The 24,947-nt window shown below is 55.8% G+C and carries 24 protein-coding genes; 15 read left to right on the forward strand and 9 right to left on the reverse strand.

What is annotated here, in order from left to right; all coding sequences use genetic code 11:
* Positions 1–292: 292 nt before the first annotated feature.
* Positions 293–1,399 (forward strand): hypothetical protein, encoded by a 1,107-nt coding sequence (locus tag ACVDG4_RS12730; RefSeq protein ID WP_447235336.1) that lies wholly within the window; start codon positions 293–295, stop codon positions 1,397–1,399.
* 22 nt (positions 1,400–1,421) lie between these two features.
* Here ACVDG4_RS12730 and ACVDG4_RS12735 read toward each other — a convergent pair whose 3' ends face one another.
* Complete coding sequence (locus tag ACVDG4_RS12735) at positions 1,422–2,318, reverse strand: DMT family transporter (protein ID WP_447235337.1); 897 nt, start codon at positions 2,316–2,318, stop codon at positions 1,422–1,424.
* Positions 2,319–2,555: 237 nt separating this feature from the next.
* Here ACVDG4_RS12735 and ACVDG4_RS12740 point away from each other — a divergent pair, with 237 nt between their 5' ends.
* From ACVDG4_RS12740 to ACVDG4_RS12750, 3 genes are read left to right on the forward strand one after another with little or no spacing between them, the layout of a single operon-like run.
* Positions 2,556–3,305 carry a pyridoxine 5'-phosphate synthase gene (locus tag ACVDG4_RS12740; RefSeq protein WP_447235338.1) on the forward strand — a complete coding sequence of 250 codons (750 nt, stop codon included), beginning with the start codon at positions 2,556–2,558 and terminating at the stop codon, positions 3,303–3,305.
* On the forward strand, positions 3,305–3,892 hold the full coding sequence (locus tag ACVDG4_RS12745; RefSeq protein ID WP_447235339.1) for an HD domain-containing protein: 588 nt from the start codon (positions 3,305–3,307) through the stop codon (positions 3,890–3,892). The genes ACVDG4_RS12740 and ACVDG4_RS12745 overlap by 1 nt, the downstream gene beginning before the upstream one ends.
* A 47-nt stretch (positions 3,893–3,939) precedes the next feature.
* Positions 3,940–4,563, forward strand: coding sequence for a LysE family translocator (locus ACVDG4_RS12750; protein WP_447235340.1), 624 nt, complete (start codon positions 3,940–3,942; stop codon positions 4,561–4,563).
* A gap of 59 nt (positions 4,564–4,622) precedes the next feature.
* On the opposite strand, the gene ACVDG4_RS12755 is transcribed toward ACVDG4_RS12750, so the two are convergent.
* Positions 4,623–5,522: a LysR substrate-binding domain-containing protein gene (locus tag ACVDG4_RS12755; RefSeq protein ID WP_447235341.1), complete on the reverse strand. Its 900-nt coding sequence runs from the start codon at positions 5,520–5,522 to the stop codon at positions 4,623–4,625.
* A gap of 167 nt (positions 5,523–5,689) precedes the next feature.
* Here ACVDG4_RS12755 and ACVDG4_RS12760 point away from each other — a divergent pair, with 167 nt between their 5' ends.
* The 5 genes from ACVDG4_RS12760 to ACVDG4_RS12780 all read left to right on the forward strand — a co-directional run bounded on the left by ACVDG4_RS12760 (position 5,690) and on the right by ACVDG4_RS12780 (position 9,519).
* Positions 5,690–6,820, forward strand: coding sequence for a TauD/TfdA family dioxygenase (locus ACVDG4_RS12760; RefSeq protein ID WP_447235342.1), 1,131 nt, complete (start codon positions 5,690–5,692; stop codon positions 6,818–6,820).
* A complete protein-coding gene (locus tag ACVDG4_RS12765; RefSeq protein ID WP_447235343.1) occupies positions 6,817–7,581 on the forward strand; it encodes a class II aldolase/adducin family protein in 765 nt (254 codons plus the stop codon). Before ACVDG4_RS12760 ends, ACVDG4_RS12765 begins: the two co-directional genes overlap by 4 nt.
* A 121-nt stretch (positions 7,582–7,702) precedes the next feature.
* Positions 7,703–8,296: a DJ-1/PfpI family protein gene (locus ACVDG4_RS12770; RefSeq protein WP_447235344.1), complete on the forward strand. Its 594-nt coding sequence runs from the start codon at positions 7,703–7,705 to the stop codon at positions 8,294–8,296.
* A gap of 136 nt (positions 8,297–8,432) precedes the next feature.
* The gene (locus ACVDG4_RS12775) at positions 8,433–8,783 is read left to right on the forward strand and encodes a ribbon-helix-helix domain-containing protein (RefSeq protein WP_133946354.1); all 351 of its coding nucleotides are present in this window, start codon (positions 8,433–8,435) and stop codon (positions 8,781–8,783) included.
* Positions 8,784–9,159: 376 nt separating this feature from the next.
* The gene (locus ACVDG4_RS12780; protein ID WP_409692884.1) at positions 9,160–9,519 is read left to right on the forward strand and encodes a ribbon-helix-helix domain-containing protein; all 360 of its coding nucleotides are present in this window, start codon (positions 9,160–9,162) and stop codon (positions 9,517–9,519) included.
* Between the two features lie 16 nt (positions 9,520–9,535).
* On the opposite strand, the gene ACVDG4_RS12785 is transcribed toward ACVDG4_RS12780, so the two are convergent.
* The 4 genes from ACVDG4_RS12785 to gatC all read right to left on the reverse strand — a co-directional run bounded on the left by ACVDG4_RS12785 (position 9,536) and on the right by gatC (position 13,309).
* Positions 9,536–10,642: an NAD(P)/FAD-dependent oxidoreductase gene (locus ACVDG4_RS12785; RefSeq protein WP_447235345.1), complete on the reverse strand. Its 1,107-nt coding sequence runs from the start codon at positions 10,640–10,642 to the stop codon at positions 9,536–9,538.
* A gap of 389 nt (positions 10,643–11,031) precedes the next feature.
* Entirely contained in the window at positions 11,032–12,516 is a 1,485-nt protein-coding gene (gatA, locus tag ACVDG4_RS12790; protein ID WP_447235346.1) for an Asp-tRNA(Asn)/Glu-tRNA(Gln) amidotransferase subunit GatA, read from the reverse strand.
* A 13-nt stretch (positions 12,517–12,529) separates the two neighbouring features.
* A complete protein-coding gene (locus ACVDG4_RS12795; RefSeq protein ID WP_409692895.1) occupies positions 12,530–13,006 on the reverse strand; it encodes a GNAT family N-acetyltransferase in 477 nt (158 codons plus the stop codon).
* 15 nt (positions 13,007–13,021) lie between these two features.
* Positions 13,022–13,309, reverse strand: coding sequence for an Asp-tRNA(Asn)/Glu-tRNA(Gln) amidotransferase subunit GatC (gene gatC, locus ACVDG4_RS12800; protein ID WP_133946343.1), 288 nt, complete (start codon positions 13,307–13,309; stop codon positions 13,022–13,024).
* 126 nt (positions 13,310–13,435) lie between these two features.
* On the opposite strand from gatC, the gene ACVDG4_RS12805 reads away from it, so the two are divergent.
* Entirely contained in the window at positions 13,436–14,035 is a 600-nt protein-coding gene (locus ACVDG4_RS12805; RefSeq protein WP_447235347.1) for a TetR/AcrR family transcriptional regulator, read from the forward strand.
* Between the two features lie 152 nt (positions 14,036–14,187).
* Positions 14,188–14,679: a YHS domain-containing (seleno)protein gene (locus ACVDG4_RS12810; RefSeq protein ID WP_306149018.1), complete on the forward strand. Its 492-nt coding sequence runs from the start codon at positions 14,188–14,190 to the stop codon at positions 14,677–14,679.
* 86 nt (positions 14,680–14,765) lie between these two features.
* Here the strand turns inward: ACVDG4_RS12810 and ACVDG4_RS12815 are convergent, their stop codons facing one another.
* Positions 14,766–15,752 (reverse strand): SGNH/GDSL hydrolase family protein, encoded by a 987-nt coding sequence (locus ACVDG4_RS12815; RefSeq protein WP_447235348.1) that lies wholly within the window; start codon positions 15,750–15,752, stop codon positions 14,766–14,768.
* Positions 15,753–16,049: 297 nt separating this feature from the next.
* On the opposite strand from ACVDG4_RS12815, the gene ACVDG4_RS12820 reads away from it, so the two are divergent.
* Together ACVDG4_RS12820 and ACVDG4_RS12825 are read left to right on the forward strand one after the other, a co-directional pair.
* On the forward strand, positions 16,050–16,847 hold the full coding sequence (locus ACVDG4_RS12820; RefSeq protein WP_447235349.1) for a siderophore-interacting protein: 798 nt from the start codon (positions 16,050–16,052) through the stop codon (positions 16,845–16,847).
* Positions 16,848–16,908: 61 nt separating this feature from the next.
* Complete coding sequence (locus tag ACVDG4_RS12825; protein WP_420340284.1) at positions 16,909–17,280, forward strand: hypothetical protein; 372 nt, start codon at positions 16,909–16,911, stop codon at positions 17,278–17,280.
* Between the two features lie 41 nt (positions 17,281–17,321).
* Here the strand turns inward: ACVDG4_RS12825 and ACVDG4_RS12830 are convergent, their stop codons facing one another.
* Positions 17,322–18,452, reverse strand: coding sequence for a transporter substrate-binding domain-containing protein (locus ACVDG4_RS12830; protein ID WP_447235350.1), 1,131 nt, complete (start codon positions 18,450–18,452; stop codon positions 17,322–17,324).
* A 108-nt stretch (positions 18,453–18,560) separates the two neighbouring features.
* Positions 18,561–19,403, reverse strand: a complete 843-nt coding sequence (locus ACVDG4_RS12835; RefSeq protein WP_447235351.1) for a hypothetical protein — start codon at positions 19,401–19,403, stop codon at positions 18,561–18,563.
* 326 nt (positions 19,404–19,729) lie between these two features.
* Here ACVDG4_RS12835 and ACVDG4_RS12840 point away from each other — a divergent pair, with 326 nt between their 5' ends.
* Entirely contained in the window at positions 19,730–22,183 is a 2,454-nt protein-coding gene (locus ACVDG4_RS12840; RefSeq protein ID WP_447235352.1) for an ATP-dependent helicase, read from the forward strand.
* A 936-nt stretch (positions 22,184–23,119) separates the two neighbouring features.
* Positions 23,120–24,910 (forward strand): autotransporter outer membrane beta-barrel domain-containing protein, encoded by a 1,791-nt coding sequence (locus ACVDG4_RS12845; RefSeq protein ID WP_447235353.1) that lies wholly within the window; start codon positions 23,120–23,122, stop codon positions 24,908–24,910.
* Positions 24,911–24,947 lie beyond the last annotated feature (37 nt).

Genomic DNA, 24,947 nt, shown 5'->3' on the forward strand with positions numbered 1-24,947 from the left:
TCCATTATATACGGTGATTATGTAATGTTATTACGTAACAGATGACATACACGCCCGATGTTGGGGTTGGCAACCTCAGGCTTGCATTTCAGGTTGGATATCGAACGCAACTGAAAACCATCTGGGTTGACGTTGCTCTTTCCCCGCAATCCAGAAAACTGCTGAGCCAACAGATTCAGCCGGTCCCTGAGCGGATTTTCTAAACTATGTTTAATTTGTAGATGGTCGCGCCAATGCACACCTTTCCAGTCAGACGGAGATAGATCCGTTAAACAGGAAACGGGAGAGCGTTATGGCCCTAGCAATGGATTGGCCGCAGACAGAAGTGCACGAAGGTTCTGCCAACTCTGCAACCATTCTGCCTTTTGAGACGGACGAGCTCTCCCCGCAAAACCCCACACAGTCTCTCACGCGATATCAGTACTTCTTTGTTCCTTCGCACCAGAAGGAAGAAGATGATACGGAATGCGTGACCAAGCCAGGAGCATTTCTACGGCTCGGATCCTATTCGGACATCGAGGAAGAAAGCGCACAGTCGGATAACGGAGTGGCGGCGTATTACCCATCCCGTCACATTGCCAACGAAACCGGCGATCGCGTCTATAAAAATGCAGCTGGTCCGAGGGCCGCACAAAGCTGCGGCATCACGATGGCCTGCGATGGCCGGGTTTTGATCAAATCCGAAGAGAAGTTTTTTGTCGAAACAACCGATCTGGTGGACATCCATTGCGGGAAAGAGATTGTCATCACCGCAGATACAGGCCCGATCACCGCGGAAACCGGCGATCAATTTTCCGTCGCTGCAAACAAGAAGGTGAGCCTTCACTCAGGCGCTGCTACCAGTGACAACTATGTCCCGTCCGACAAAAACACCTCGGGCGAAAAAGGCGTCGAAATCATAGCGAACGAGGGCAACTCAAACGCCTTCCTCGAAGCCAAAGACATTGTCACACACGCGCATGGAGCCAAAACAACCCATGTCGATGGAACGCAAACCAATGTCGTCCGGTCTGACACTTTGAACGACACGTGGGGCAACGCCAGAACGATCTTTCGCGGGAGCAACATGTCCCTTTATTTCGCCGGGGGGCTCAGCTACCGCGCGAGCGCCTCCCTCAATATTTCGACATCGATCGATCTGAACTTTCTGATGACGGATATCAAATTCACCTTAGGTAAATTCGAAATGGTGAAATGGCACATCGATATGAAGGAGGTGGTTTTCAAGACCGCTTCGATCAAAACGCACTTGGCCTATTTGATGCTGGAAAGACAACGCCTTTCTGTAGAAAGCAACGAACTGAGGCTTGATACTGATGACCTCAGCGTCAAAGCAAAAAAAATCGAGACCGAGTTGGCCAATCTAAAAACTTCTATATCTACCCACGTTCAGCTTTGACAGCGAAGCTTCGGTGCAGAGCTCAGCCGGCAAGTGCCGATCTGCCCCGTGACAGAATGAACAGCCCAGAAAAGACGATCACCGCACAGCCAACCAGGGTCTGAGCATCCAAATGCTCGCCGAAAAAGACCACGCCGAGGCCGACGCCGAACAAGAGGCGGGAATAGCGGAACGGCGTGACGATCGAAACGTCTCCCGTGCGCATGGCCAGCATCAAACTGCTGTAGGCAAAGACACCTGAGAAAACCGCAAGAGCCACATAGGTACCGCTGGACATATCCGGCCAAACAAGACCCTCGCCAGCCCAGATTGAATAGCACACACCGGCAATGATCAGCGTGATGAAACCATAAAAGCCGAGAAGTGCCGTACTCAGCGACTTCGGCGCTGCCCGGCTTGCGAGATCCCGGCCTGCAAACCCCAGCATGCCAATAAACGCCAGCATCGACAGCGGCGTGAAACTGTCAGCGCCCGGCCGTAACACGATCAGGACACCAATCAGACCGATGATGATCGCGGCCCAGCGGCGCCAGCCAACCCGCTCGCCAAAGAAGATCATGGCCCCAAGTACGACAAAGATCGGTGTGGCCTGCAGGATCACCGTCGTGGACGACAGGGGAGTCAGGGCCAGCGCCAGGACGTAAAACAAGCGCCCGGTCAGCTCAAAAACGAAGCGCACCCCCATGACCAGTGTGAAGACATCACGCGGGACCAATGCCTCACCGCGTTTCAGGGCCAAACCGCCAAAAACAACAGCACCGCCGAATCCAAACAGTATCAGAATTTCACCAACCGGCAGAACCACCGATGCGGCTTTCAGGAACATGTCCTCAATGGCAAACAATGCCATTGCCAGGATCATGAACAGACTGCCGCGCAAGTTGGCCGACATGGGTGCGGAAAGACTGTTTGCCGACACGATCTGAAACCTTTGAATCTATGAAGCAAAAAATATTGGTAAGGCCTTTCGTTCTATCGGCTTTTTCAAGGACAATCCAGACTTGCTGATCCGCGATCTTGCGGCATAATTTCCAGCTCAAACATTGTCCCTAGTGACAATATCTTGTTTGACTTCAATGACTTTTGGAACAATCTTTCGCAAAAGTCATAACGAATTGACTCAATCTGCCAACTACCTCAACCGGATTATCGTCTCATGAGTTCCGTCTCGCGCCTGTCCGTCAATGTCAACGCTGTTGCCATGCTGCGCAACCGCCGTGATCTGCCTTGGCCCAGTGTTGCCGGTCTGGCGGCTATTGCGATGGAGGCTGGCGCAAAGGGCATCACCGTGCACCCGCGCCCGGACGAGCGCCATATCCGCAAGACCGATGTCTTCGATCTCGCCGAACTGATCGAAGAGCGCTTCCCAAACAAGGAGTTGTGCCTGGAAGGGTATCCATCACCTGATTTCATGAAGCTTGTGGAGGAAGCCCGGCCGGAACAAGTTCTGTTCGTGCCGGACGACCCAGACCAGACCACCTCGGACCATGGTTGGGATTTTTCCAAGGACATCGGTCTCCTGGAAACCGCTATTGCCGCCGCAAAAGAATGGGCAGTGACCGTTTCCCTCTTCTGCAATCCAGACCCGGCAGATCCGGATCATGCCGCCCGCATCGGCGCAGAACGGATCGAGATTTATACCGGTCCTTATGGCGCCTGCTATGACACACCAGACCTCGCCGCCAAGGAACTGGACAAGATTGCTGCAACCGCCGAAGCAGCCCGGGCTGCCGGTCTTGGTGTCAACGCGGGACACGACCTGACAGTCGAGAACATTCCGGCTCTGTTGCAGCGGGCACCGTTCATCCGCGAGATGTCGATCGGTCACGGGTTTACCGCAGACGCCCTCGTCTACGGCTTTGCGGAGAGCGTCAGACGATTCCGCACGGCCATGGGCGAGCTTTGATGTCTTCGGATGATCTGGGGCGGCAAGTTGCGTTCCTGCTGGAAACCGACAAGCTGAAAGATGTCATCCGGCTCAATCTGGTTTCAGATGGCAGCCGGCGCGAGACGACCGCCGAGCATTGTTGGCACGTCATCCTGCAAACATTGACCCTTGCAGAACACGCAGAACCCGGGACCGACATTCATCATGTCCTGAAGCTTTTGGCGGTCCATGATCTGGTTGAGATTGACGCTGGCGATCACTGGGTCACGGAAGACAATCACCAGGCCATCTTCATCAAGGAACAAGCTGCCGCGGAAAAGATCTTCGCCTTGCTGCCGAGCCAACAGTCGCATGATTTCAAGGCGCTGTGGCACGAGTTTGAAGCAGGCGAGACCAAAGAAGCTCGTTTTGCCAATGCGATGGATGTGCTGCATCCGATGCTGCTTGTCTTCGCATCAGAGCAGGACACGCCGGTTCATGAGCCCATGTCCGTTGACGACATCCGGAAGAAAAAGGAAGCAAAACTCGCTCCCTTTCCTACCCTTTGGGCTTATGCCCAGTCCCTCCTCGACCGCGCCGTTCAGGCAGGTCACCTGACACCCTGAACCCGTTCGCGTTTGGGCCCTGTCCCGATTAAAGAAAGAGATTTCAGATGCCATTTGAACTGTGGCTTATGTTCGTTGCCGTTTCTCTTTTGCCGGCAATCAGCCCCGGCCCGGCCGTTATGCTGGCGATTTCCAACACCCTGCGCTTTGGCCGCAACGCCACGCTCGCATCGGCGACCGGTAACATGATGGGGCTGATCGTAATCGGCTACGCGGTTGCCTTTGGTTTTGGTGCGCTGATGGCGGCCTCTGCCCTTGCCTTCACAGTTTTGAAAATCATTGGCGCGGTCTATCTGGTTTACATCGGCATCAAGATCCTGCGAGACGGGTCCAGCTTTCAGGTTCAGGACGGCGCTCTCACGCCACGTAAAAGCCCGATGAAGCTCTTTCTCGAGGCGTTTTTTGTCTCCGTCACCAACCCCAAGGCAATTTTGGTAATCACCGCGTTGTTCCCTCAATTTATGTCCAAGGGCGGCATCAATCTCGCCGAGATCACCATTTTGTCGGTCACCTATGCGGCTCTGTGTTTTGCCAATCACGCAGCCATTGCCTTCGCTGGAAGTCATATGCGCCAGTTCCTGACTTCTGCCAGGCGGGTGCGTTGGGTCCGCCGGATCACCGGCGGCTTGTTTGTTGGGTTCGGAGCAGCGCTCGCAACGGCCAGCAGATAGGGCCGTTGGGAGCGGCATCCCTCACCTGTCGTCAACTGCATAGAGGCACTGCGCTGGCTTCAAGGCGTTTCTGTGTGTGCGGTCTGTTTCAGCCAATCGACCACCACGCCCGCCGTTTCTGCATTCTTGGATCTACTGGAAAGAACGGCGTGATAGGCGTCCGGCGGCCGGTAGGCTGGAAGGCTTGCCGGCACCAACAGGCCCTTGGCCACCTGATCCCCGGTGATCGACCGCCAGCCGAGCATGATACCGTGACCGGAGAGCGCGGCCTGTGTCGCCTGGACATAGTTTGAAAACCTCAATCCTTTGGCAGACCCATTGGCCTTCTGACCTGTACGCGAGAAATATTGCGGCCAGGAAATCCATCGTTTGTCGGCCACCTCGACATGGATCAGAAAGGCGGACGCCAGGCTGCCTGCCTCTTCGCTGATCCGTGCTGCAAGTCCCGGCGCGCAGACGGGTTCCACGTGCTCTTCAAAAAGGAGATGCACGGCTCCGTCACGCCAATTGCCATCACCATAACGCATGGCAATGTCCGTGCCGGCGCCGAGAGACGGCACTTCATGCGCGATCGTCTGAACGTTCACGACAATGTCCGAATGGTCGAGGTAAAAAGCTTCCAGCCTGGGCATCAGCCAATAGGTGGCAAACCCCATGGTGCAGGCAATCGTGACCGTGTTGGCTGCAGTTTCGAGAGCGTCAATGTCGCTCAGCGCTTCCATCAACCGTTCCCGGTTATCCGTAACGGCCTTGAGAAGGATCTCGCCAGCTGCCGTCAACCTGGCCGGGCGGGTACTGCGGTCAAACAATGACGTACCAATGTGATGCTCAAGATGACGCAGCGCCTGACTGACAGCGGGCAGCGAGACATTCAGCTCCTGCGCAGCATGTTTGACACCGCCCATTCGATCAACGGTTTCAAACACACGCAGCAGACGAGGTGGCGGCAATCGATCCATTCGGCTTCAAGTTAATCCAACAGTTAACTAAAGTTCGTTTTTTATGATCTTTTCAAATCAGTTCCGCAAGCGCAATTTCAATCCAAGAAGCTGGATTGAAACGGAAGTTTTGACCCCGCGACACGAAAACTCTAACACAACGCGCAATTAAGTTACAGGACAATCACATGCTCGGGACCGGTGAAGAAGGCGTGCTCTTGCGCGAAAAGGGGCTGGATGTACCGTTGCCGGACGGACGCCTCGCTTATTTCAACTACTATTGGCTGAAGGACAATGAGCCGGCGTCCTTCGATCCCGAAACAAGGGAACGGGTCAACGATATCTTCGCGCTTGCCGAAGAGCCGAAAGCACAATCTGCTGCCATTGCCGGTGATCACCTTGAGATCCAGTGGCAGGACACAGAGCACCGCTCGGCGATCCCGATGGCGCAGCTGGTGCAATATGCCCAAGCCCGTCAGCGCCCGGATCCAGCCAATCTGGCGAGAAAATCCTGGTTTGCCGATCACTATGCAAACATGGCGCGGTTCGATTACGGCTCAGTCGCATCAGACACTGATGCACGCAAGACCTGGGCCGGAGCGATGCTGACCGATGGCGTTTCGTTAATCACCGGCATGCCGAATACGGATGAGGGGCTGACTGATCTCGCCGGCCTGCTCGGATATGTGCGGCCCAGCTATTTCGGCCATACGTTCGAGGTGAAAACCCACATCAAACCGACAAATCTTGCCTTCACATCCAAGGCCCTGCCGCTGCACACGGATCTGCCGTCCGAAGAATTCGCACCAGGCATCCAGTATCTGCACTGCCGGGCGAATTCGGTTGAGGGGGGTGACAGCATTTTTGTCGACGGTCTGGCGGTTGCCGAGGATTTCCGGACCGCCTGTCCGGAAGATTTCAAGCTGCTGGTGGAAACCGATATTCCCTATTACTGCGAGCACGACACGTTCGACATGCGCGCGCGCCAGCATGTGATTGAGCTCGACGACTACGGAAACATCTCAGGCGTCACGATCAGCCAGCACCACGAGGACATATTCGATCTGCCGCAAGAGGCGTTGGACGCCTACTATCCGGCCTTTTGCCGGTTTGGGAAGATGATGCGCGACGAGAAATACGTGATGCGGTTCCGTTTGAATGCTGGTGAATGTATCGTCTTTGACAATCACCGGATCGTTCACGGGCGTGTAGCTTACTCGGCGACCAGCGGTGAGCGTCATTTGCAGGGGTGCTACACCGACCGGGGAGAGCTGCGGTCTACCTACAGGATCCTATCCGGAGAAGGACGGTTCAAATGAGCGTCGTGACACCGCTGACCCCAAGCGCCGATCAACAATCGGAACAAAGACTGCGGGAAGACCTGGCGGCGGCCTTCCGGCTGGCGGTTCAATTCGGCTGGCACGAAGGCGTCGGCAACCACTTCAGCGCCGCAGTCTCCGAAGACGGGATGAAGTTCCTCATGAACCGCAAATGGCGGCACTTTTCCGAAGTGACAGCCGGCAATCTCCAGCTTCTGGATGCCAATGACGACAGCATCATGGACACGCCGGATGCTCCGGACCCGAGTGCCTGGTGCATTCACGGGACGGTGCACCGGCTCAACCCGGCGGTGAAGGTGCTGTTTCATGTCCATCCACCAAACGCGACAGCTCTGGCAACGCTTCAAGATCCGACTTTGAAGCCGATCGATCTCAACACGGCCCGCTTTTTCGGCAAGGTTGCTGTCGATCTCGGTTTTGGCGGCATGGCGGATGAGGCTGAAGAAGGACGGCGGATTGCCGAGACGCTCGGCACCAAACCGATCCTCATTATGGGAAATCACGGTGTTTCGGTCGCCGCTGAAACAGTCGCGGAAGCTTTTGATCATCTCTACTACTTCGAACGGGCAGCCGGAACCTTGCTGACAGCCTATGCCACCGGCCAGCCGCTCGCGGTCATGTCGGACAATCTGGCCGCCAAGACGGCAGCAGAGTGGGAGCCCTACAAGGGCATGGGACACGCCCATTTTGACTATTTAAAGCGCCAGCTCGATAAAAATCAGCCGGACTATCGCGATTAAAATCAACTCCTTAACAGGCCGGATCTGTGAAATCCGGCCTGTAGTAGTCGCCTAGTACCCGCTCCATCGCTTTGCAGGCTAGCCTTTGTCCATCCGCAATTCTTCAACGGGAGGACGAAGCATGAGCGCACAGAAAATCCTGATGATCACAGGTGATTTCACCGAAGACTATGAAACCATGGTGCCGTTCCAGGCGCTCTTGGCGATGGGCTATGAAGTGGACGCCGTTTGTCCGGGCAAAAAAGCTGGTGAGAGCGTTGCCACCTGCATCCATGATTTTGAGGGCGACCAAACCTACACGGAAAAACGCGGCCACAATTTCACGCTGAACGCCACCTTCGCCGATATCAATCCGGCCGACTACGACGCTCTTGTGATCCCGGGCGGCCGGGCACCAGAATATCTGCGGCTGGACGGTGCGGTCCTTGAGGCTGTGTCTTATTTCATGAGCGAAGCCAAGCCGGTCGCCGCGATTTGTCATGGCGCCCAGATCCTTACAGCGGCGAAGGTCATCGAGGGCCGGACAGTGTCGGCCTACCCGGCCTGCCGTCCGGAAGTCGAACTTGCGGGCGCGACTTATGCGGACATTGCTGTTGATGCGGCGGTCACCGACGGCAATCTCATCACCGCGCCCGCCTGGCCCGCACATCCGGCGTGGCTTGCCCAGTTCCACAAGGTGTTGAGCACCACTCAGCAAGGCTCACTCGCAGCCTGATGATGTAAACAACCGGTCCGGGCACCAACGCGCACCGCCCGGGCCGGCATCATGGCCGAGCAGACCAAACAGTGGCGAAGAGCCCTTGAATTGACCTTCTGAGCGGGTAATTTGGCGGGATGGAGGAAACACCGAGATGTGCAAACTGTTTATCGATGCCGATGTAAATCTCTGGCAGAGCACGACAAAATCCCTGCGCATCGACGGCATGGTCACATCCGTGCGGTTGGAGACCTTCTTCTGGAACGTTCTTGATGAAATCGCAGCGCGCGACGGTATGAATGTTGTGCAGTTGATCACCAAGTTGCATCACGAAAGCATTGATGCCGGTCACGACCTTGGCAATTTCACCTCTTTCCTCAGGGTTTGCTGTGGCCGTTACCTGGCGCTGCAGCTCGCCGGAGACGTACCCACAGACACACGCGTTCCGATTGCAGGCCTTGACGCCGATGGCATTCTGGAGGCAGAGGAACGCCGGGTTCATTAAGGTCCAAGCGCAGCTGTCATTCCCGCACTTGTCGTAATGCGTGACCGCTTGAAGGCTTGGACCACAGGACCTTAGGTCTGCTTCCATGGTTCCCAAGACCCAACTCCAGCATATCGAGCCACTTACGTGTGTAGTATTCTGTTACTACCCGCAGCCCCTAATCCCCTGATAGGACAATGCATTCATTGTTGACGTTAGGTCTCCCACCGATTCTTGCCGGTGATGACGCCTGGCGGCAATTCAAGAACCTTGCCGATCCTGTCTTCCTTTCTTTACCCACCAAACAAGAAGTTGGCAGGTTTCCGGTTCCCTGCCCGGGGCAATTATTTCGAACCCGGGCAGGGTTTTCTTGGTCTGCAGTTGTCTGGGGGGACACATGTGCAAGTTGTTTGTCGAGGCGGCAACTGAGCTTTGGCAATGCCGTGCCCGGTCGCTCCGTATCGACGGAATGGTGACATCCGTTCGCCTTGAAAACTTCTTTTGGAAAGTTCTGGAGGAGCTGGCCGAGCGCGATGGCATGAACGTTGTGCAACTGATCACCCGGCTGCACAACGAAAGCATTGCGGCGGGCCACGATCTCGGCAATTTCACTTCTTTCCTGAGGGTCTGCTGCGGCCGGTATCTCGCCTTGCAGCTCTCCGGCGATGTCCCGACCGACAAGTCTCAGCCAATCAGCGGTCTCAACGTGGACGAAATCCTGAAATCCGAGGCCCGTCAGATACCGGATTGGAATTGACAGATTTACTATCCGCCTAATCAGCCCCGACAAGACCTGCCACGTGATCAGCAATCGCGAGTGCGGACGTGAGGCCCGGCGATTCAATCCCGTAGAGCGCCACAAGACCGGCTTGGCCGTGCGCCGCAGGTCCATCAATCCTGAAATCCGCAGCAGGCACACCCGGCCCTACGATTTTGGGGCGGATGCCGGAATAGTCCGGGACGAGTGCGCCGTCGGCAAGATCCGGCCAGTAACTTCGGATTGCGGCAAAGAATTTATCCCCGCGGGCCGGGTCAACCGGGTAGTGGAAGTCGTCAACCCACTCCACATCCGGGCCGAAGCGCGCCTGGTGCTGAAGATCCAGTGTCAGATGCACGCCTAGGCCGCCGGGTTCCGGCACCGGATAAATCAGCTTCGAAAACGGCGCCCTGCCCTGCAGTTTGAAATAACTGCCCTTGGCGAGATAGGCTTTGGGCGGTTTCGTACCCTCTAACCCGGCAGCCAGCGCCGGGGCCATATGACCGGCGGACAGGATCAGCTCCTTGCAAGTGATCGTATAGGCTTCGCCGTCTTCGGTCGACACGAGCACTCCAAAGCCGCCTACAAGCAACGGCTCTAAGCGGTCCACCTTGGTGTTCAGAACCACTTGGCCGCCATGGGCTTCCAAACCGCCCTGCAGCGCCAGCATGAAACCGTGACTATCAAGTATCCCAGTGGAGGGCGACCACAGCGCGCCCGCGGCATTCAGAGCCGGTTCTTTTCGGCGGAGCTCATCTTGGGACACGAACTCGAGATCGGTCACACCATTTGCGGCAGCCTTGGCCTTGATGGTGTCCAGTTCCTGAAGCTGCGGGTCATTGGTGGCGACGATCAGCTTGCCGATCTGCTCGTGTCCAACCCCGTTTTCCCGGCAAAACGCGTAAAGCTGCTTCTTGCCCTGGACGCAGAGCCGCGCCTTCAGACTGCCTTGCGGATAGTAGATCCCGGCATGAATGACCTCCGAATTGCGGGCACTTGTTTCCGAGCCAATCAGATCATGCTGCTCCAAAACCATCACTTCGCGCCCGGACAGGGCCAAGGCGCGCGCGCAGGCAAGCCCCACGGCCCCGGCACCAATCACGATGGTTTCGATGTCATGCATGGCTTGTTTCATTCCTAATCGACCGGCATCAACTCATTTCTTCGACGAGAGCTGACCGCGAAAGGTGAGAGCCCCCCTCCGCAGTCATCCCGCACTTGATGCGGGATCCACTCCGTGAGCGTTCCATTCGATCAGCCCCGCGTGGGGCGAGCAAACGGGATGGATCCTCGGATCAAGTCCGAGGATGACGGAGAGAAGGGAGAAGCCGTGCCAAACCTTAACAGACTGACTTCCCGGAAAAGTCCACAGACTTTATCCGGGATCGCTTCCGTTCGCCCGGGATGACACAGTATCCGTTCAGCTGCCGTCCCGGGCTCGACCCGGGACCTGAGCTTCTTTCCGACATGGCCCCGGATCAGGTCCGGGGCGGCCTTAACAGGCGGCGGGTGTTACCCCCACCACTTCTCCGGCTCGAAAGAGCCAGCAGCGTCTTCGATGACCTGACCGACCTGGAAGAGTGTCGACTCATCGAACGGTTTGCCGATCAGCTGCAGGCCAAGCGGCAGGCCTTCAGACGAGAGACCAGCAGGTACGGAGATGCCCGGAAGACCGGCCATATTCACGGTCACGGTGAAGATGTCGTTGAGGTACATTTTCACCGGGTCGGAGTGAAGGTCCTGATCCGCCACACCAAAGGCTGCAGAAGGCGTTGCCGGGGTCAGGATGGCATCAACGCCGTTGGCCCAAGCCAGATCAAAGTCGCGCTTGATCAGCGTGCGGACCTTCTGGGCTTTCAGGTAATAGGCATCGTAGTAACCGGCGGACAGCACATAAGTGCCAATCAGGATCCGGCGTTTGACTTCATCACCAAAGCCTTCTGCGCGGGTGTTTTCATACATCTCTACGATGTCCTTGCCCGGAACACGCAGACCGTAGCGAACGCCGTCATAACGGGCGAGGTTCGAAGAGGCTTCCGCAGGCGCAACGATGTAATAGGCCGGGAGCGCGTATTTTGTGTGCGGCATGGCAATGTCGACGATTTCCGCGCCCGCATCCTTCAGCCACGCAATGCCCTGTTGCCACAGCTCATCGATTTCGCCCGGCATGCCGTCCAGCCGGTACTCGGCCGGAATGCCGATTTTCAGACCCTTAACGGACTTGCCGATGGCCGCTTCATAATCCGGGACCTCGATGTCGACGGACGTGGTGTCTTTTGGGTCGACGGAAGCCATGGACTTCAGAAGGATCGCACTGTCGCGCACCGTGTGGGCGATCGGGCCAGCCTGGTCGAGCGAGGAGGCAAAGGCCACAACGCCCCAGCGCGAGCAGCGGCCGTAAGTCGGTTTAATGCCAACCGTACCGGTGAAGGCAGCCGGCTGACGGATGGAACCACCGGTGTCCGTAGCCGTCGCGCCCATGCACATGCGCGCAGCAACGGCGGCTGCCGACCCGCCGGACGAGCCGCCCGGAACGAGATCCTGGTTGGAACCCTTCTTCCGCCACGGGTTGATGACGTCGCCGTAGTAGGAGGTCTCGTTCGACGAGCCCATGGCGAATTCGTCCATGTTAAGCTTGCCGAGCATGACCGCGCCATCAGCCCACAGATTGGCCGTCACAGTGGACTCATAGGCTGGCTTGAAGCCGTCCAGAATGTGGGAACACGCCTGCGTGTGAACGCCTTCGGTGCCGAATAGGTCCTTGATACCGAGCGGAATACCTTCCAGCGCACCGCCCTCGCCCTTGGCGAGCTTGTCGTCAGAGGTTTTGGCCATCGCGCGGGCTTTGTCTGCGGTAACAGCAACATAGGCGTTTAGCGCGCCGTTGGCCTGTTCGATGTTGCCGAGAAACGCCTCGGTGAGTTCGGTGGACGTGTAGTCCTTGTTCTTCAAGCCTTCGCGGGCTTCGGCAATGGTCAGTTTTGTAAGGTCTGTCATGGGTCCAGGTCTTTCAGGCTGCCGTCAGGCGCCGGGAATAGAAAAGGGATTCAGGATGTTCGGGATAGTCCAGGATCGGGCCGCACACTTTGAAGCCGCTGGTCTCGTAGAGGCGCTTGGCCGCAAAATAATTGACACCGGTTTCCAAAACAGCCTCGGAGAAGCCTTCCTCGATGGCGAGCGCCAGGATCCGGTCCAGCAATTGACGTCCAAGGCCGAGGCCCTGAAAAGCGGGACGGGTGTACATGCGCTTGACTTCGGCAATGCCGCCATCGTGGCGGTAGAGCGATCCACAGGCCGCCACCTTGCCATCAACGCGGGCGACAAAGACGGTGGTCCGCGCATCGGCCATCTGTTCGACGGTCAGATGGTGGCAGGCGTCTTCCGATGTCAGGCTCAACAACAACGCATTCAATTCACAGACCATCGCACGCATCTCATCGCTGAGCGGCGTTTCAACGGCGATTGAAATGGCTGGCGCGGACGACATCCCGGTTGCTCCTGCTTATTCGACGACTTTCGGCACCATGAAGAAGTTGTCTTCAGAGGCCGGCGCGTTCTTGGTGATGTCGGCGGCCTTGTTGCCGTCGGTTACACCGTCTGCGCGCTTTTTCATGGTTGTTTCGACCACGGAGGTCATCGGCTCAACGCCGTCAATGTTCACTTCGTCGAGCTGTTCGACAAAACCGAGGATGGCATTCAGTTCGCCGGTCATGCGGGTGGCTTCGTCTTCGCTCACCTTGATGCGGGCAAGACGCGCAACGCGCTTTACCGTTGCAGTATCTACGGACATGTTTTTTCCTTTGACCGTTGGAAATCTGGTTTGGAATTTGATTACCGCCCCAAGCGCTCATTTTCCAATGAATGTCCTTGCTGAACGCATCAAGACATGAAATACGGTCCTGATGGGGACCGAATTATGAGTGATGGTTCAACACGCCGGGGGCGGAAAGACGACCCCAGCCTGACCGGCCGGCTGCAATCCGCGATGGTAAGGGCTCTGGCCCACCATGGGTACGAGCCTGTTCGTTTAGACGATCTTGCGAACGCCGCGGGCACCAGCAAACAGGCAATCTATCGCCGCTGGTCCGACAAACAGGACTTTGCACTTGCCGCGCTTCAAACTGCTCTGTTTCAGATCCCCGCACCCAGACCCGAGCGCACAAATACTGCGCGAGACCTCTACCGCCTGATCGACGGCTACCGGAGAGCCTTGAACAGTCACCTTGGCAAGGCCCTACTACACGTGCGGACAGTCCCAGCTTTCGGATCGCTACTTACAGACTTTGAAGACGAAATCCGGTTTCACATCCGCCAGTGCTTGATCGCGACACCGTTTGAGCAGGACCTTCAGGCGAAAACCACGCTAATCCTGGGACTCATTTGGCAAGACCTGTTTGATCTGCATTTCGGGCGCAGCGGGCTGGATGACACTGGATTGGAAAGCGCGATCTATTTGCTTTTGGGGCTGACTGCCCCCCGATCCTCTGTGGAACAGTCGCCGCTCCCCGGATTGTGAGCCACGTCTGAGTACCAAGGCGTTCACGATATCTGGCGGTGTGCTTTCATCTCTGTGAACAAGGGTGATTGGTGTTTGGCAGCGGTCATGGCCATTCTCCAGACACCGGGCGCGAACATGTGCCTCAACTCAAAAACCTTCCGGAGTTCTCGATGCCGCTCTACACCTCGAAATCCGTGCTTCTTGGCCTCACAGCTCTTTTTTCCGTCACCGGCTTTGCCGTGTCGGCTGACGAAATCACCACCTTTACCAAGAACGGCGCCGCTATCGGCGGCACCGATCCGGTTGCCTACTTCACCCAAGGCAAGCCGGTCGCCGGTTCTGATGAGTACACGTTCCAATATGACGACGTGACCTGGAAGTTTTCGTCTGCTGAAAACCGGGACAAGTTCGCCGCCGATCCGGTGAAATACGCGCCGCAATACGGCGGTTTCTGCGCCTTCGGTCTGAGCAAGGGCTTCAAGGTTCCGGTCATCCCGGAGGCCTGGAAAATCGTCGATGGCAAGCTCTACCTCAACAACAGCATCGCCGTGCAAGAGCGTTTTGAAGGCAACACCGCAGAATACATCAATCACGCTGACCTGAACTGGGACATCGTGAAAGACACGAAGCCGGAAGACCTGAAAGAACCGATCATCCGGTAAGGGTGCGCCTTGGTAATTCTGGTGCAACAACTTAGATTGCACCAGATTTACGTGGCGATTTACGCTGCTTGGCTCACACTGGTGCGCTATGCTGCGAATCGAGACGCTTCGATTTCCTTTAGTTCTTGGCGAAATTTGACTGCTATGTGTTCGAAACCTTTCTTTGTCGGGTGAATTTCATCCTGCCACCAGTCACTCCCAGTTCCAATTACCTTGCGAAGATCAATGAACCGAAATTTGCCGTTAAACTTTGGTTGCGCAGCTAAATTCAAGATGCGGTTGTTGAACCGGTCCACCATCTCTTTAACGACGGCGCGCCAGATTGTTTGATCGTTTATGTTCCGCTTTTGACTGAGAGGACCGCCGATTATCCATCCCCCTTTTCCCGCAGGTCTCGGATCGCAGTATCCATAGCCGTGCATAATGATCTCACAGTCCATCCCAACTATTTTTGATGCCCATAAGTCCGTGTAGTAGTAAACTAAATTTAGCAAGTATTCGAAGTCATCATTTACATAATCATCAACAGGTCTATTGGGGGACCATTGGTGAACATATTTCTCAATGGAACCAAGGACATTATTGCCACCTACGCTTAATAGCACCACGTCAGATTTTTCAGCTGAAATTGTTGAGAACAATTCATCTTGCCGGAGTAAGTTCGACCATGCATCACCAGCCTTGGCAAGCGAAAGAACGGCATATTCTTTCCACAATTCCAGCACTATGTCAGACGCATATCCAAGTGGCGGCAACTCGCACCATGAGTCGCCTTCAGCGACGCACTTCAAACCAGAATACCCATTCCGGATGTGACTACGATAGCGCCGCTGCTTCGCTCTGCGGTAAAAATCTAAAACTGATTGCAGTTTCAATAGCTTATCATCTGAGTCTTTAGAGCCTGCGTAGAAATCAGACTCAATCTGGAAACCGCCAGCACCATCGCGTGCAAAGCGCGTTCCTTCTAAAGTAAATTCTTCGCCGTTATCGTGATCCTTGTCCTCAAGAACAGTTACCAATTTGTAGTGGTCAATCTTCTCGAGCAAACGATCCATTTCAGTATCATTATTCATAGCAACCTCACATAGAAAAACTTGCATAATATACTAGTGGTAGCAATCATCTTACGCTTAGTCAAATAGCCTAGTCTCAACTGGGATATTGTGAAGGACACCAAGCCGGAAGACTTGAAAGAACCGTTCATCCGGTAATTCCTGGCTATTGAGGAAAACTATTGAGCCCGCCAATTCGGCGGGCTTTTTCATATGCCGTCTGACACGCTGTTTCCTGTCACGAAACAATGACGCCTTTCAAAACCGGTCAGGCAATGTTAAATGCTGAGTATTGAAGTCAGCATTTAAAGGTTCCCCATGGCCGCCCTGCCGAAACGCAAACCCCGCTTTTTGACCGTCAAGTCTGCCGTGTACTTAAGCCCGCACATGATCCGTGTGACCTTTTCGGGACCCGAACTGGAAGGATTTCCAATGGGGCAAGAAGGGGCGAATTGCAAGCTGGTGCTGCCGCGTGACGGTGAAAGCCGGGACGACTTCGAAGCATATTTTGGCGCCGGCGCACCAGATGAGAAGGTCCACCCGGTCAGGACCTATACCGTGCGGGCCTATCGGCCGGACCGTCTGGAACTCGACATCGATTTTGTCGCCCATGGCGACAACGGACCGGCAACCCGCTGGGCCCAATCCGCCAAACCCGGATCATTCCTCGGCTTCTTCGGGCCAAGTCAGAAGAAGATCAAGGAATTCTACGCTGATTGGTATCTGGTGGCAGCGGACCTCTCCGCCATGCCGGTTGCCGAAGCCGTTCTGGAGCAGATGCCGCAGGACGCGAAAGGCGTTGCCCTTTTTGAAGTGCCGTCCAAAGACGATATCCGGGAGATTGTGGTCCCAAGCAACATCGAAATCCATTGGTTGATCCATGAGGATCCGCATGTGGCATCCAACGCACAGCTCGACTTCATAAGGTCGATGACATGGCCGGACGGTCTTCTTCAAACCTGCATTGCCGGAGAAAGTTCGGTCATCCGGTCGATCCGGGACTATCTGCACAACACCCGGCAGGTGCCGCGCAAAGACACCTACATCTCCGGCTATTGGAAAATCGGCCTCGTTGAAGACGAGCATCAGAAAATGAAACGGGCGGAAGCCGCCTGACACCCCTTTCGATCTGGCAGGAAGCCGTGCGCGTAGTCTCTTCAGGTGACGGAGAGCTGCGATGGCCCGCTATTACGTGTCAGTGACCGGTTTGCGGTTGAAGACCTGGTTTCATGCCCTGCGCTTCTGGCGGCACGCGATCCCCAGCTTCAATCAGGCAAAAGCAGCGGACGGCAACGTTTTGACTGACACACGGACCGTGCACGGCGTCCACCACACCTTGACCGTCTGGACGAGTGAAACGGCGATGAAACGCTATCTTTATCGCGGAGCGCACCGCAAGGCGATCAAGGCGTTTCCATCAATCGCAACTGGAACGACATGCGGCTTCCACACTGACGACATTCCATCCTGGGAGGTCGCTCTTGAATACTGGGAGCGCCATGGACGGGACTACGAGACGCCGACAATGGGCAGCTCGCGTAGCCCCTAGTCCAACCTCATTGCTTTAGCCAAGCTGGAATCCGGCACCAGCTATTCCCGCGGCCCAAGATATTCCACACGCAGGTCTTCCACTTTTCCGGCTTCCTTGGCCGCGAGCAGCTCAATGTTGATCGTGCGGGTGTAAGGGCTGCGCAGCGACAGGGCAAACCCGTATTTGTTCGGATCAAAGAGCGGCCCAACCACCTCCACATCCGCGTTGGGATTGGTGTGATCGTAGTATTCCAATGTCGGCGCATCGCCGACAAACGCGTCAATTTCGCCGTCGCTTAATGCTTCGACAGCCTCATCGAGGCCATCAAACGCAATCACCGACCATCCCTGCTCGCGTGAATAGTCTTCCCCTACACTGCCGTCGAACACACCGACGACCTTACCCGGCAAGTCGGCAACACTCTGGATCTGATTGTTGAGAGACAAGGTGGTCATGACGCTTGTAACGGAAGACGTAATGAACGCCATCACCGCCAATCCGCACACCAGCCAGATCGCTTGCCACACACGCCCGATCCAACCAAACAGGTTCTTGCGCGATGGCGCCTTGCCGGAGGTCACGACAGACATTACCGAATAAAAACTGTCCGCCAGACCATCGGGCCACTTCTGCGAGAAGGACTTGTCGAACCGGCGGTCAAAAAGGGTCATGAGAAGCGTAGCCACCACAATGACAAACGCGAGCCAGCCGTAGGCCTTCAGGAAACCCGCCTCCTGAAGCCCGTTGACCACTTCCCAGAAGCTGGTTGATCCGGTAGAGCCGACCATGATGCGCAGACCTGAATCGAACCAGGGCTGGGTGAAATCCATTTTCTCCAAACGCGCCTTTGTGATGGTCAGGTTCGAGATCGCAGCATCTTTTTGCCCCTCCGCAGTCGCGTCGATCAAGGCCCGCACATTGGGGTACGGCTCGTACTGATACTCGAGGCCGGCAGCAGCTGCGAGCTCTTCCCAAAGCTCGATCGCCATGCCGGAATATCCATCAGCCGTTTGCATCACGAAAGGCGGGCTCACCCGAACGCCAACCTTCAGCGGCGCTTCGCCGCTTGCCGCTTCCGGTGCTTGCCCCGCCTCCTGCGCGGCACCGGGCGATACAACCAGTATCATTGCACTGATCAGCGCTATGATCGGGAACACGGAACGCAAAAAGACACGATAATTCAGCAGCATGGCTCCCCCAAGGCAAGGACGCAAAAACGAATGCGTTCAGACGTTACAACCTAAAGGGTAAAACAGTCGCAAACGCCTGTGTGATGCCTTTGCAATCGAGTAGTTTGGCTACTGGGTCTCGGCCTGCGCCGGGACCGCCGGGCTAGGGATTACTTCAAACGACCGCATCAAAGCTGTCACTTCCGCCAGCATGGCTGGCCAGTCTTGTGGGGGGATAGAACGATTGTGGCGAGCGCTCGATTGAGTAGGAACTAAGACAGTTGTTCGAAGTTCTGTGCCGGTAGAAACATCCGCTGTAACAGAATACCCGCTTGACACTTGTTCCCGCGCTATCACCTCCGCGCCTTCATGTCTCCAATTCCTAGAAAAGAAATAGGAGAGACCATTAGGCGCCTTATATCGCCAGTACATGCTATCAAACGCTGTTCCGGTTTTTGTCAGATTTGGCTTCGATACCGTGAGCGGATCTTGCGGGCTTGCAAAAATGCCAATGTAGGTGAGCCCCTGCAAATACTTGTATTCTGGATGTTTGGACCAGAACTGAGGCGTTATTCTCTCTATGTCAGCCGGTTTAAAATTCACATTCCGATATTCGTCGACTGCATTCGCAAAATCCTGGCAGTACAACCACCAGCCCTGCCCAGTATTATTGCCTTGCAAATCCTGATAACTAAAACGGGTCGGAAAATCAGCGCCGTCGCTCAACCGCTGGGAAATCGATGGCTGCCACTCCACCGGAATGTGATACTCGCGCCCATCCAATTTTATCCGAACAACATCCGTTGGCTCGCAGCTGTTGAGCGGCGAGTGATCGGAAATCTTCAGCCAGAAATAGCCAACGACCGCCGCGCAAAAAATAAGAAAGACCGCCAGGTGTTTCATGAAAGTGGAGAGCATTTTCGCCCCAAGGCACCCAAGTTTTGAAATTCCGTCTTGCTGCGGGAAATTCATTTATAAGTTGCAATTCCGACCACTATGACGACCCTTGAGTTAAAGACCCATGAAACTCCTCTCGATGGTGGCGCAGTATCCATTGAAGTCTGGTGGCCGCCCCAGCGTAGGCTGGGGCCCAGTAAATCCCTGACCTCAAGATTTGAGTTCTGCACTTGCCCAATTAACAGCATCTGTGGCAACTGCATCCCGGCCTGCGCCGGGACGGCTGAAAACTGTCGGGGTTCACGAGAACTATCCCCACCAAATCCGCCTATCGCGTCTCGCCAGCGCCGCATTTGTTGCTATATTGTTCTCCAAAGCGCTTTTAACCGGACCGATAAACCATGACCGACCCGGACGGGTATGACGATCCCTTTGACGATCCTTTTCAACCCATCGGGACGCGAGCGGAAGCTCCCCCTGTTGCACCACAATCTGTTGCACCGCCTTCTGGTGGCGGCATTGCTGCACGCGCCATGGCGGCCCGCCGGGCACCCGACTATCTGACCGGTCTCAATCCCGAACAGCGCCTTGCCGTGGAAACGACCGAGGGGCCTGTCCTGGTGCTCGCGGGTGCCGGCACCGGCAAGACCCGGGTTTTGACCACCCGGATCGCGCATATTCTGGCGTCCGGCCTGGCACGTCCACATGAAATTCTGGCCGTGACCTTCACCAACAAGGCCGCCCGCGAAATGAAGGAGCGCATTGCGGGGTTTGTCGGTGGCAATGTGGAGGGCATGGCCTGGCTCGGCACATTCCACTCCATCTGCGTCAAAATCCTTCGAAAACATGCCGAACTGGTGGGCTTGAAATCCGGCTTTTCGATTCTCGACACAGACGATCAGATCCGCCTGATCAAGCAGATCATTCAGGCTGAAGGGCTCGACGACAAGCGCTGGACCGCCCGCGCCTTTGCCAACATGCTCGACGGCTGGAAGAACCGGGCCCTGACACCGGATCAGGTGCCAGAAGGCGAAGCGCGCGCCTTCGCGAACGGCAAGGGCCGCAAGCTCTATCAGGAGTATCAAGAGCGCCTGTCAATCCTGAACGCCGCCGATTTTGGCGATCTCCTGCTCCACGTCATCACGCTGTTCAAGACCCGCCCGGATGTGCTTGCCGATTATCAGCGCCGCTTCCGCTACATGCTGGTGGACGAGTATCAGGACACCAACATTGCCCAATATCTGTGGCTGCGTCTGCTGGCCCAGGGCAATCCGAATGTCTGCTGTGTCGGTGATGACGATCAGTCAATCTATGGCTGGCGCGGGGCGGAGGTCGACAACATCCTGCGCTTTGAACACGATTTCAAGGGCGCGGAGGTGATCCGGCTGGAGCGCAATTACCGCTCCACCAGTCACATTCTCGCCGCTGCCTCTCATCTCATCTCTTTCAACGAAGGCCGGCTCGGCAAGACGCTTTTCACTGACTTTCACGAACCGGATCATGACCTCGTGTCCGTTGCCTCCGTCTGGGATTCAGAAGAAGAAGCCAGGACGATTGGTGATGAAATCGAGGCGCTGCAGACCAAAGGTCACGCGCTCAACGAGATGGCCGTTCTGGTCCGCGCCTCCTTCCAGATGCGCGAGTTCGAGGATCGATTTGTCACGCTCGGCCTCAATTACCGTGTCATTGGCGGTCCGCGCTTTTATGAGCGCATGGAAATCCGCGATGCCATGGCGTATTTCCGCTGTGTCATGCAGCCGGCGGACGATCTGGCGTTCGAGCGGATCGTCAACACGCCGAAACGCGGCCTTGGGGATGCCACGCTTAAACTTGTGCATGAACTGGCACGGGCCGAGCGCATCCCCTTGATGCAGGCCGCCAGCCAGCTGATCGATTCCGAAGAGCTGAAACCCAAGCCGCGCAATTCACTGAAAACCGTGCTCGACAATTTCGAACGCTGGCGGCGCCAGCTCGACAGCATGAAGCACACGGATCTCGCCGAGATCATTCTGGATGAAAGTGGCTACACGGAAATGTGGCGGCAGGACCGCTCGGCCGAGGCCCCGGGCCGTCTGGACAACCTGAAAGAACTCATCCGCTCCATGGAAGAGTTTGAATCCATGGCCGGGTTCCTGGAACACATCTCCCTCGTCATGGACCGCGACAGCGCAGATGCACAGGACGCCGTCTCGATCATGACGCTGCACTCCGCAAAGGGCTTGGAGTTCGACACGGTCTTCCTGCCCGGCTGGGAAGAAGGGCTGTTTCCGCACCAGCGGGCGCTGGATGAAAGCGGCCGCGCAGGCCTGGAAGAGGAACGCCGCCTCGCCTATGTCGGCATCACCCGAGCCAAGAAACGGGCGAAGCTCTACTTTGCCTCCAACCGGCGCATTCACGGCCAATGGCAATCGAGCATTCCATCAAGGTTCCTTGATGAACTGCCGACTGAACACGTTGAAATCGCGGAAGCCTCGTCCAACTACGGCGGGTATGGCGGTGGCGGCTATGGTCCGTCGCGCTTCGACCGTCAGGATGCCTTTGAAACCGGCAGCTATTCGACGCCCGGCTGGCAACGCGCTCAACGCGCGCGCCAATCCTCGAACGGGTTTTCAGACGGCGGCGGACGTGGCTACCAATCTGCCCGGCAAAAACGCCAGGGTCCGCTCACCATTGAAGGGGAACTGGTTGCCAAGTCCGTCAGCGATACCCCCTCGGAATATTCCGTCGGCGAACGGGTGTTCCACATCAAGTTCGGCTATGGTGCGATCAAGTCGATCGAAGGCAACAAGCTGACCATCGATTTTGAAAAGGCCGGTCAGAAAAAAGTCATCGACAGCTTCGTCGAGCGGCACTGATTTTAAGATATTGATATTTATATCAATATCAGACTAAGGACAACGAAATTTACCTTAGGTTAAGCATAAAACCGCTAGTGTGACCGGACAGTTAGACTGATCCGCAATTTGTTTCTGCGTCGCGGATACGGCAGGAGACAAATGATGCACCTTTCCAACACGACAGCCCTATTACGCCGTTTTTCAGGGACCACCGTCCTTGCAGTTGTCGTTCATACCACAGCATTCATCGCATCATCTGAACAGTCTCATGCCAACTGTGATGTATTCGGCACAGCAACAGTTCGAGTTTCTGGAAACGCCACTCTAGATCCAAGCAGTTTTTCACCAACAAGCAATGTTTGTACTGAAAAACGTACAGAAATATATGTTACACCGGGCACTGTTCCCGCCGATGGTTCTTACAATTTCTATTCTCCCCAGATATTTGATCTGAAACAGATCACAAAAGTTAACGCTATTATATTCGCTGATAACTCTATTGAGGCAGCGACATCGAATGGAACAAACTTTTTACGCCTTTTGCAAACGCCCGCGACCGACGATCTCGGCGCGACCCGGATTAATCTCATAGACGTAACCATCGGAGAAAATCGTGCCATAACGTTGACTGAGGAAAATGGTGATACGCAGTTCCAAGAAGTTTATGTTTCAAGCGCGTCTTCAACCCCAATCACCTACAACTCATTCACGATCAACAACCCATCCCTATTCGCGGTCGGAACCTTCAACATTAACAGTCAAGTGCTGGCCTCCCCGACAAAATTAACACTCAAAAACAGCGCGATATTGAATGCCGGGCTCACCTCCGTTGGGACAGGATCAGAACTAAAGCTGGAAAACACCACGATAGATACTCGCATATTCCGCCTCGATGGTATTCTATCTGGCAACGCAACAATCAATGGCAAATCCGGTGCGAGTGACACGGTTTTTTTGACTGCTGGGGGTTCAGAATTCAGCCCCGGCAACTCCATCGGGACGCTTTCTATCAATGGCAATCTGTCTTTACAGGGCGCGACAAGTCTTGTCTCCGAACTGGACCCGACAGCCAGTCAAAACGCGGACCTTTTGGACGTTTCCGGCGATATGACCGGTGCGGACAACCTGACCGCGACACTGGAAAAGGACAGCGGATATTCAGGATCGGGCGCCACCGAAATCAGTGATTTCATCAACTCCACCTTTGTCATCGCGCGCGCCGGATCGATTGACAGTGACAGTGTTACCCTGGTCGAAGGCAATTCGTTGAATGCACACCTGAGTGCAAGCCTCGCGGGACCGCCGACACAAACCTCACAGATTGAGGTCAAGTTTTCTGACAACTCGGCGACACCCACTTTCTTGCCAACCAAGGTGAAGACCATCCAGTCGACCGGCGGTGGCAAGCAAGTGATCCCCCCGCCGGTGACAACGACCACGACAACACCAACGGCGACAGTTACGACCACCACCACGACGACACCAACGGTCACAACAACGACGACAACCACCACGACGACCAACACGACCACGCCCACAACGACGACGACCACATCAACAGTCCCGACGCAAACCACCACACCGCCCGTTACGACACCATGGGTTGCCTTGGTGACGGCCGTATCAGCAACGCACAATGAAACACCCATCGATGGCGTGTCAGGCGGAAGCGGTGGCGGAAACCAAATCCTCGCTGGCGGCAACACGGTGAGTGACGGCTATTTGTCTCTGACCAATGGCGACCTGATCACCTTCAACGAGGTTCACGCTGAGCCCTATTCCTCCAACCTGACCGTCGGCCTGGAACATCTCGATCACATTGCCACTTCGGTGATGAACCGGATTTCCGGCAGCCACGATGTCCTCGACAAGGCCAATCAGGTTCGCGATGCTCAAGGACGGGCCATCTGGCTGGATGCGTCCGGGCTGAAAGGAAACGTGGACGGTAAAGACGGTCTTGGAAGTTTCAATTATTCAATTGCAAGCGTGATTGGCGGTGCTGATCTGCTCGCAAGTGATCAGGGAAGCGTTGGGGCGTTTGCAGGCTACGGCTATCAACAAATGGACGAGCATGACACCGTCGATCAATCGTTCTCAGCCCAGTCGGGCTTTGCCGGATTGTACGGAACACTCTACCGCGACAGCTGGCGGCTGGCGGCCTCCGGTGGTTACTCTTACAGCGCCAACAAAGGCGAGCGGAACAACCCGAATGTCGGCTTGTTCACCGGTGGGCGCGCGGAATCCGATTTTGATTCCCATGCCGCCTTTGTCGCCGCCAAGGCTGGCTATGAACTGCCGCTAACGCCCCAGTTCAAATTGACACCGTTTGCTGCAGCTTCCTACGCGCACATTTGGCAAGGCGAAGCTCGGGAAACCGGAGGCGGTGACTTCAACTACACCGTCCATGCAGCGACTGCGGACGCCGTTTTGACCGGTCTCGGGTTCGACTGGGCTGCAGACGTTTGGAAAACGGACACCGGGACCGCAAAGCTGGTCGGATTTGCCCGCTATGATCATGACTGGAGCGCGTCAGCAGATTCAGCACACGATATCACCGTAACGTCCGACTTGTTCGGGACTTTCAATCAAACAGGCCAAAACCGCGGCGCCCATTCCGTAACAGCCGGATTGGGCTTTGTCGGCTCCGTCGGCAGCGCGGGTGCATGGCGATTGGGTGTTGCAGGCGCACTCAACGAACACGGTGAAGAAATCGGCGCGGGCGCACACTTTTCCTGGCGGTTTTAGAAGAAGGCACTTTGCGGGCCTCTGGCCGCAACCGGGT

Source organism: Roseibium sp. MB-4, assembly GCF_053005265.1.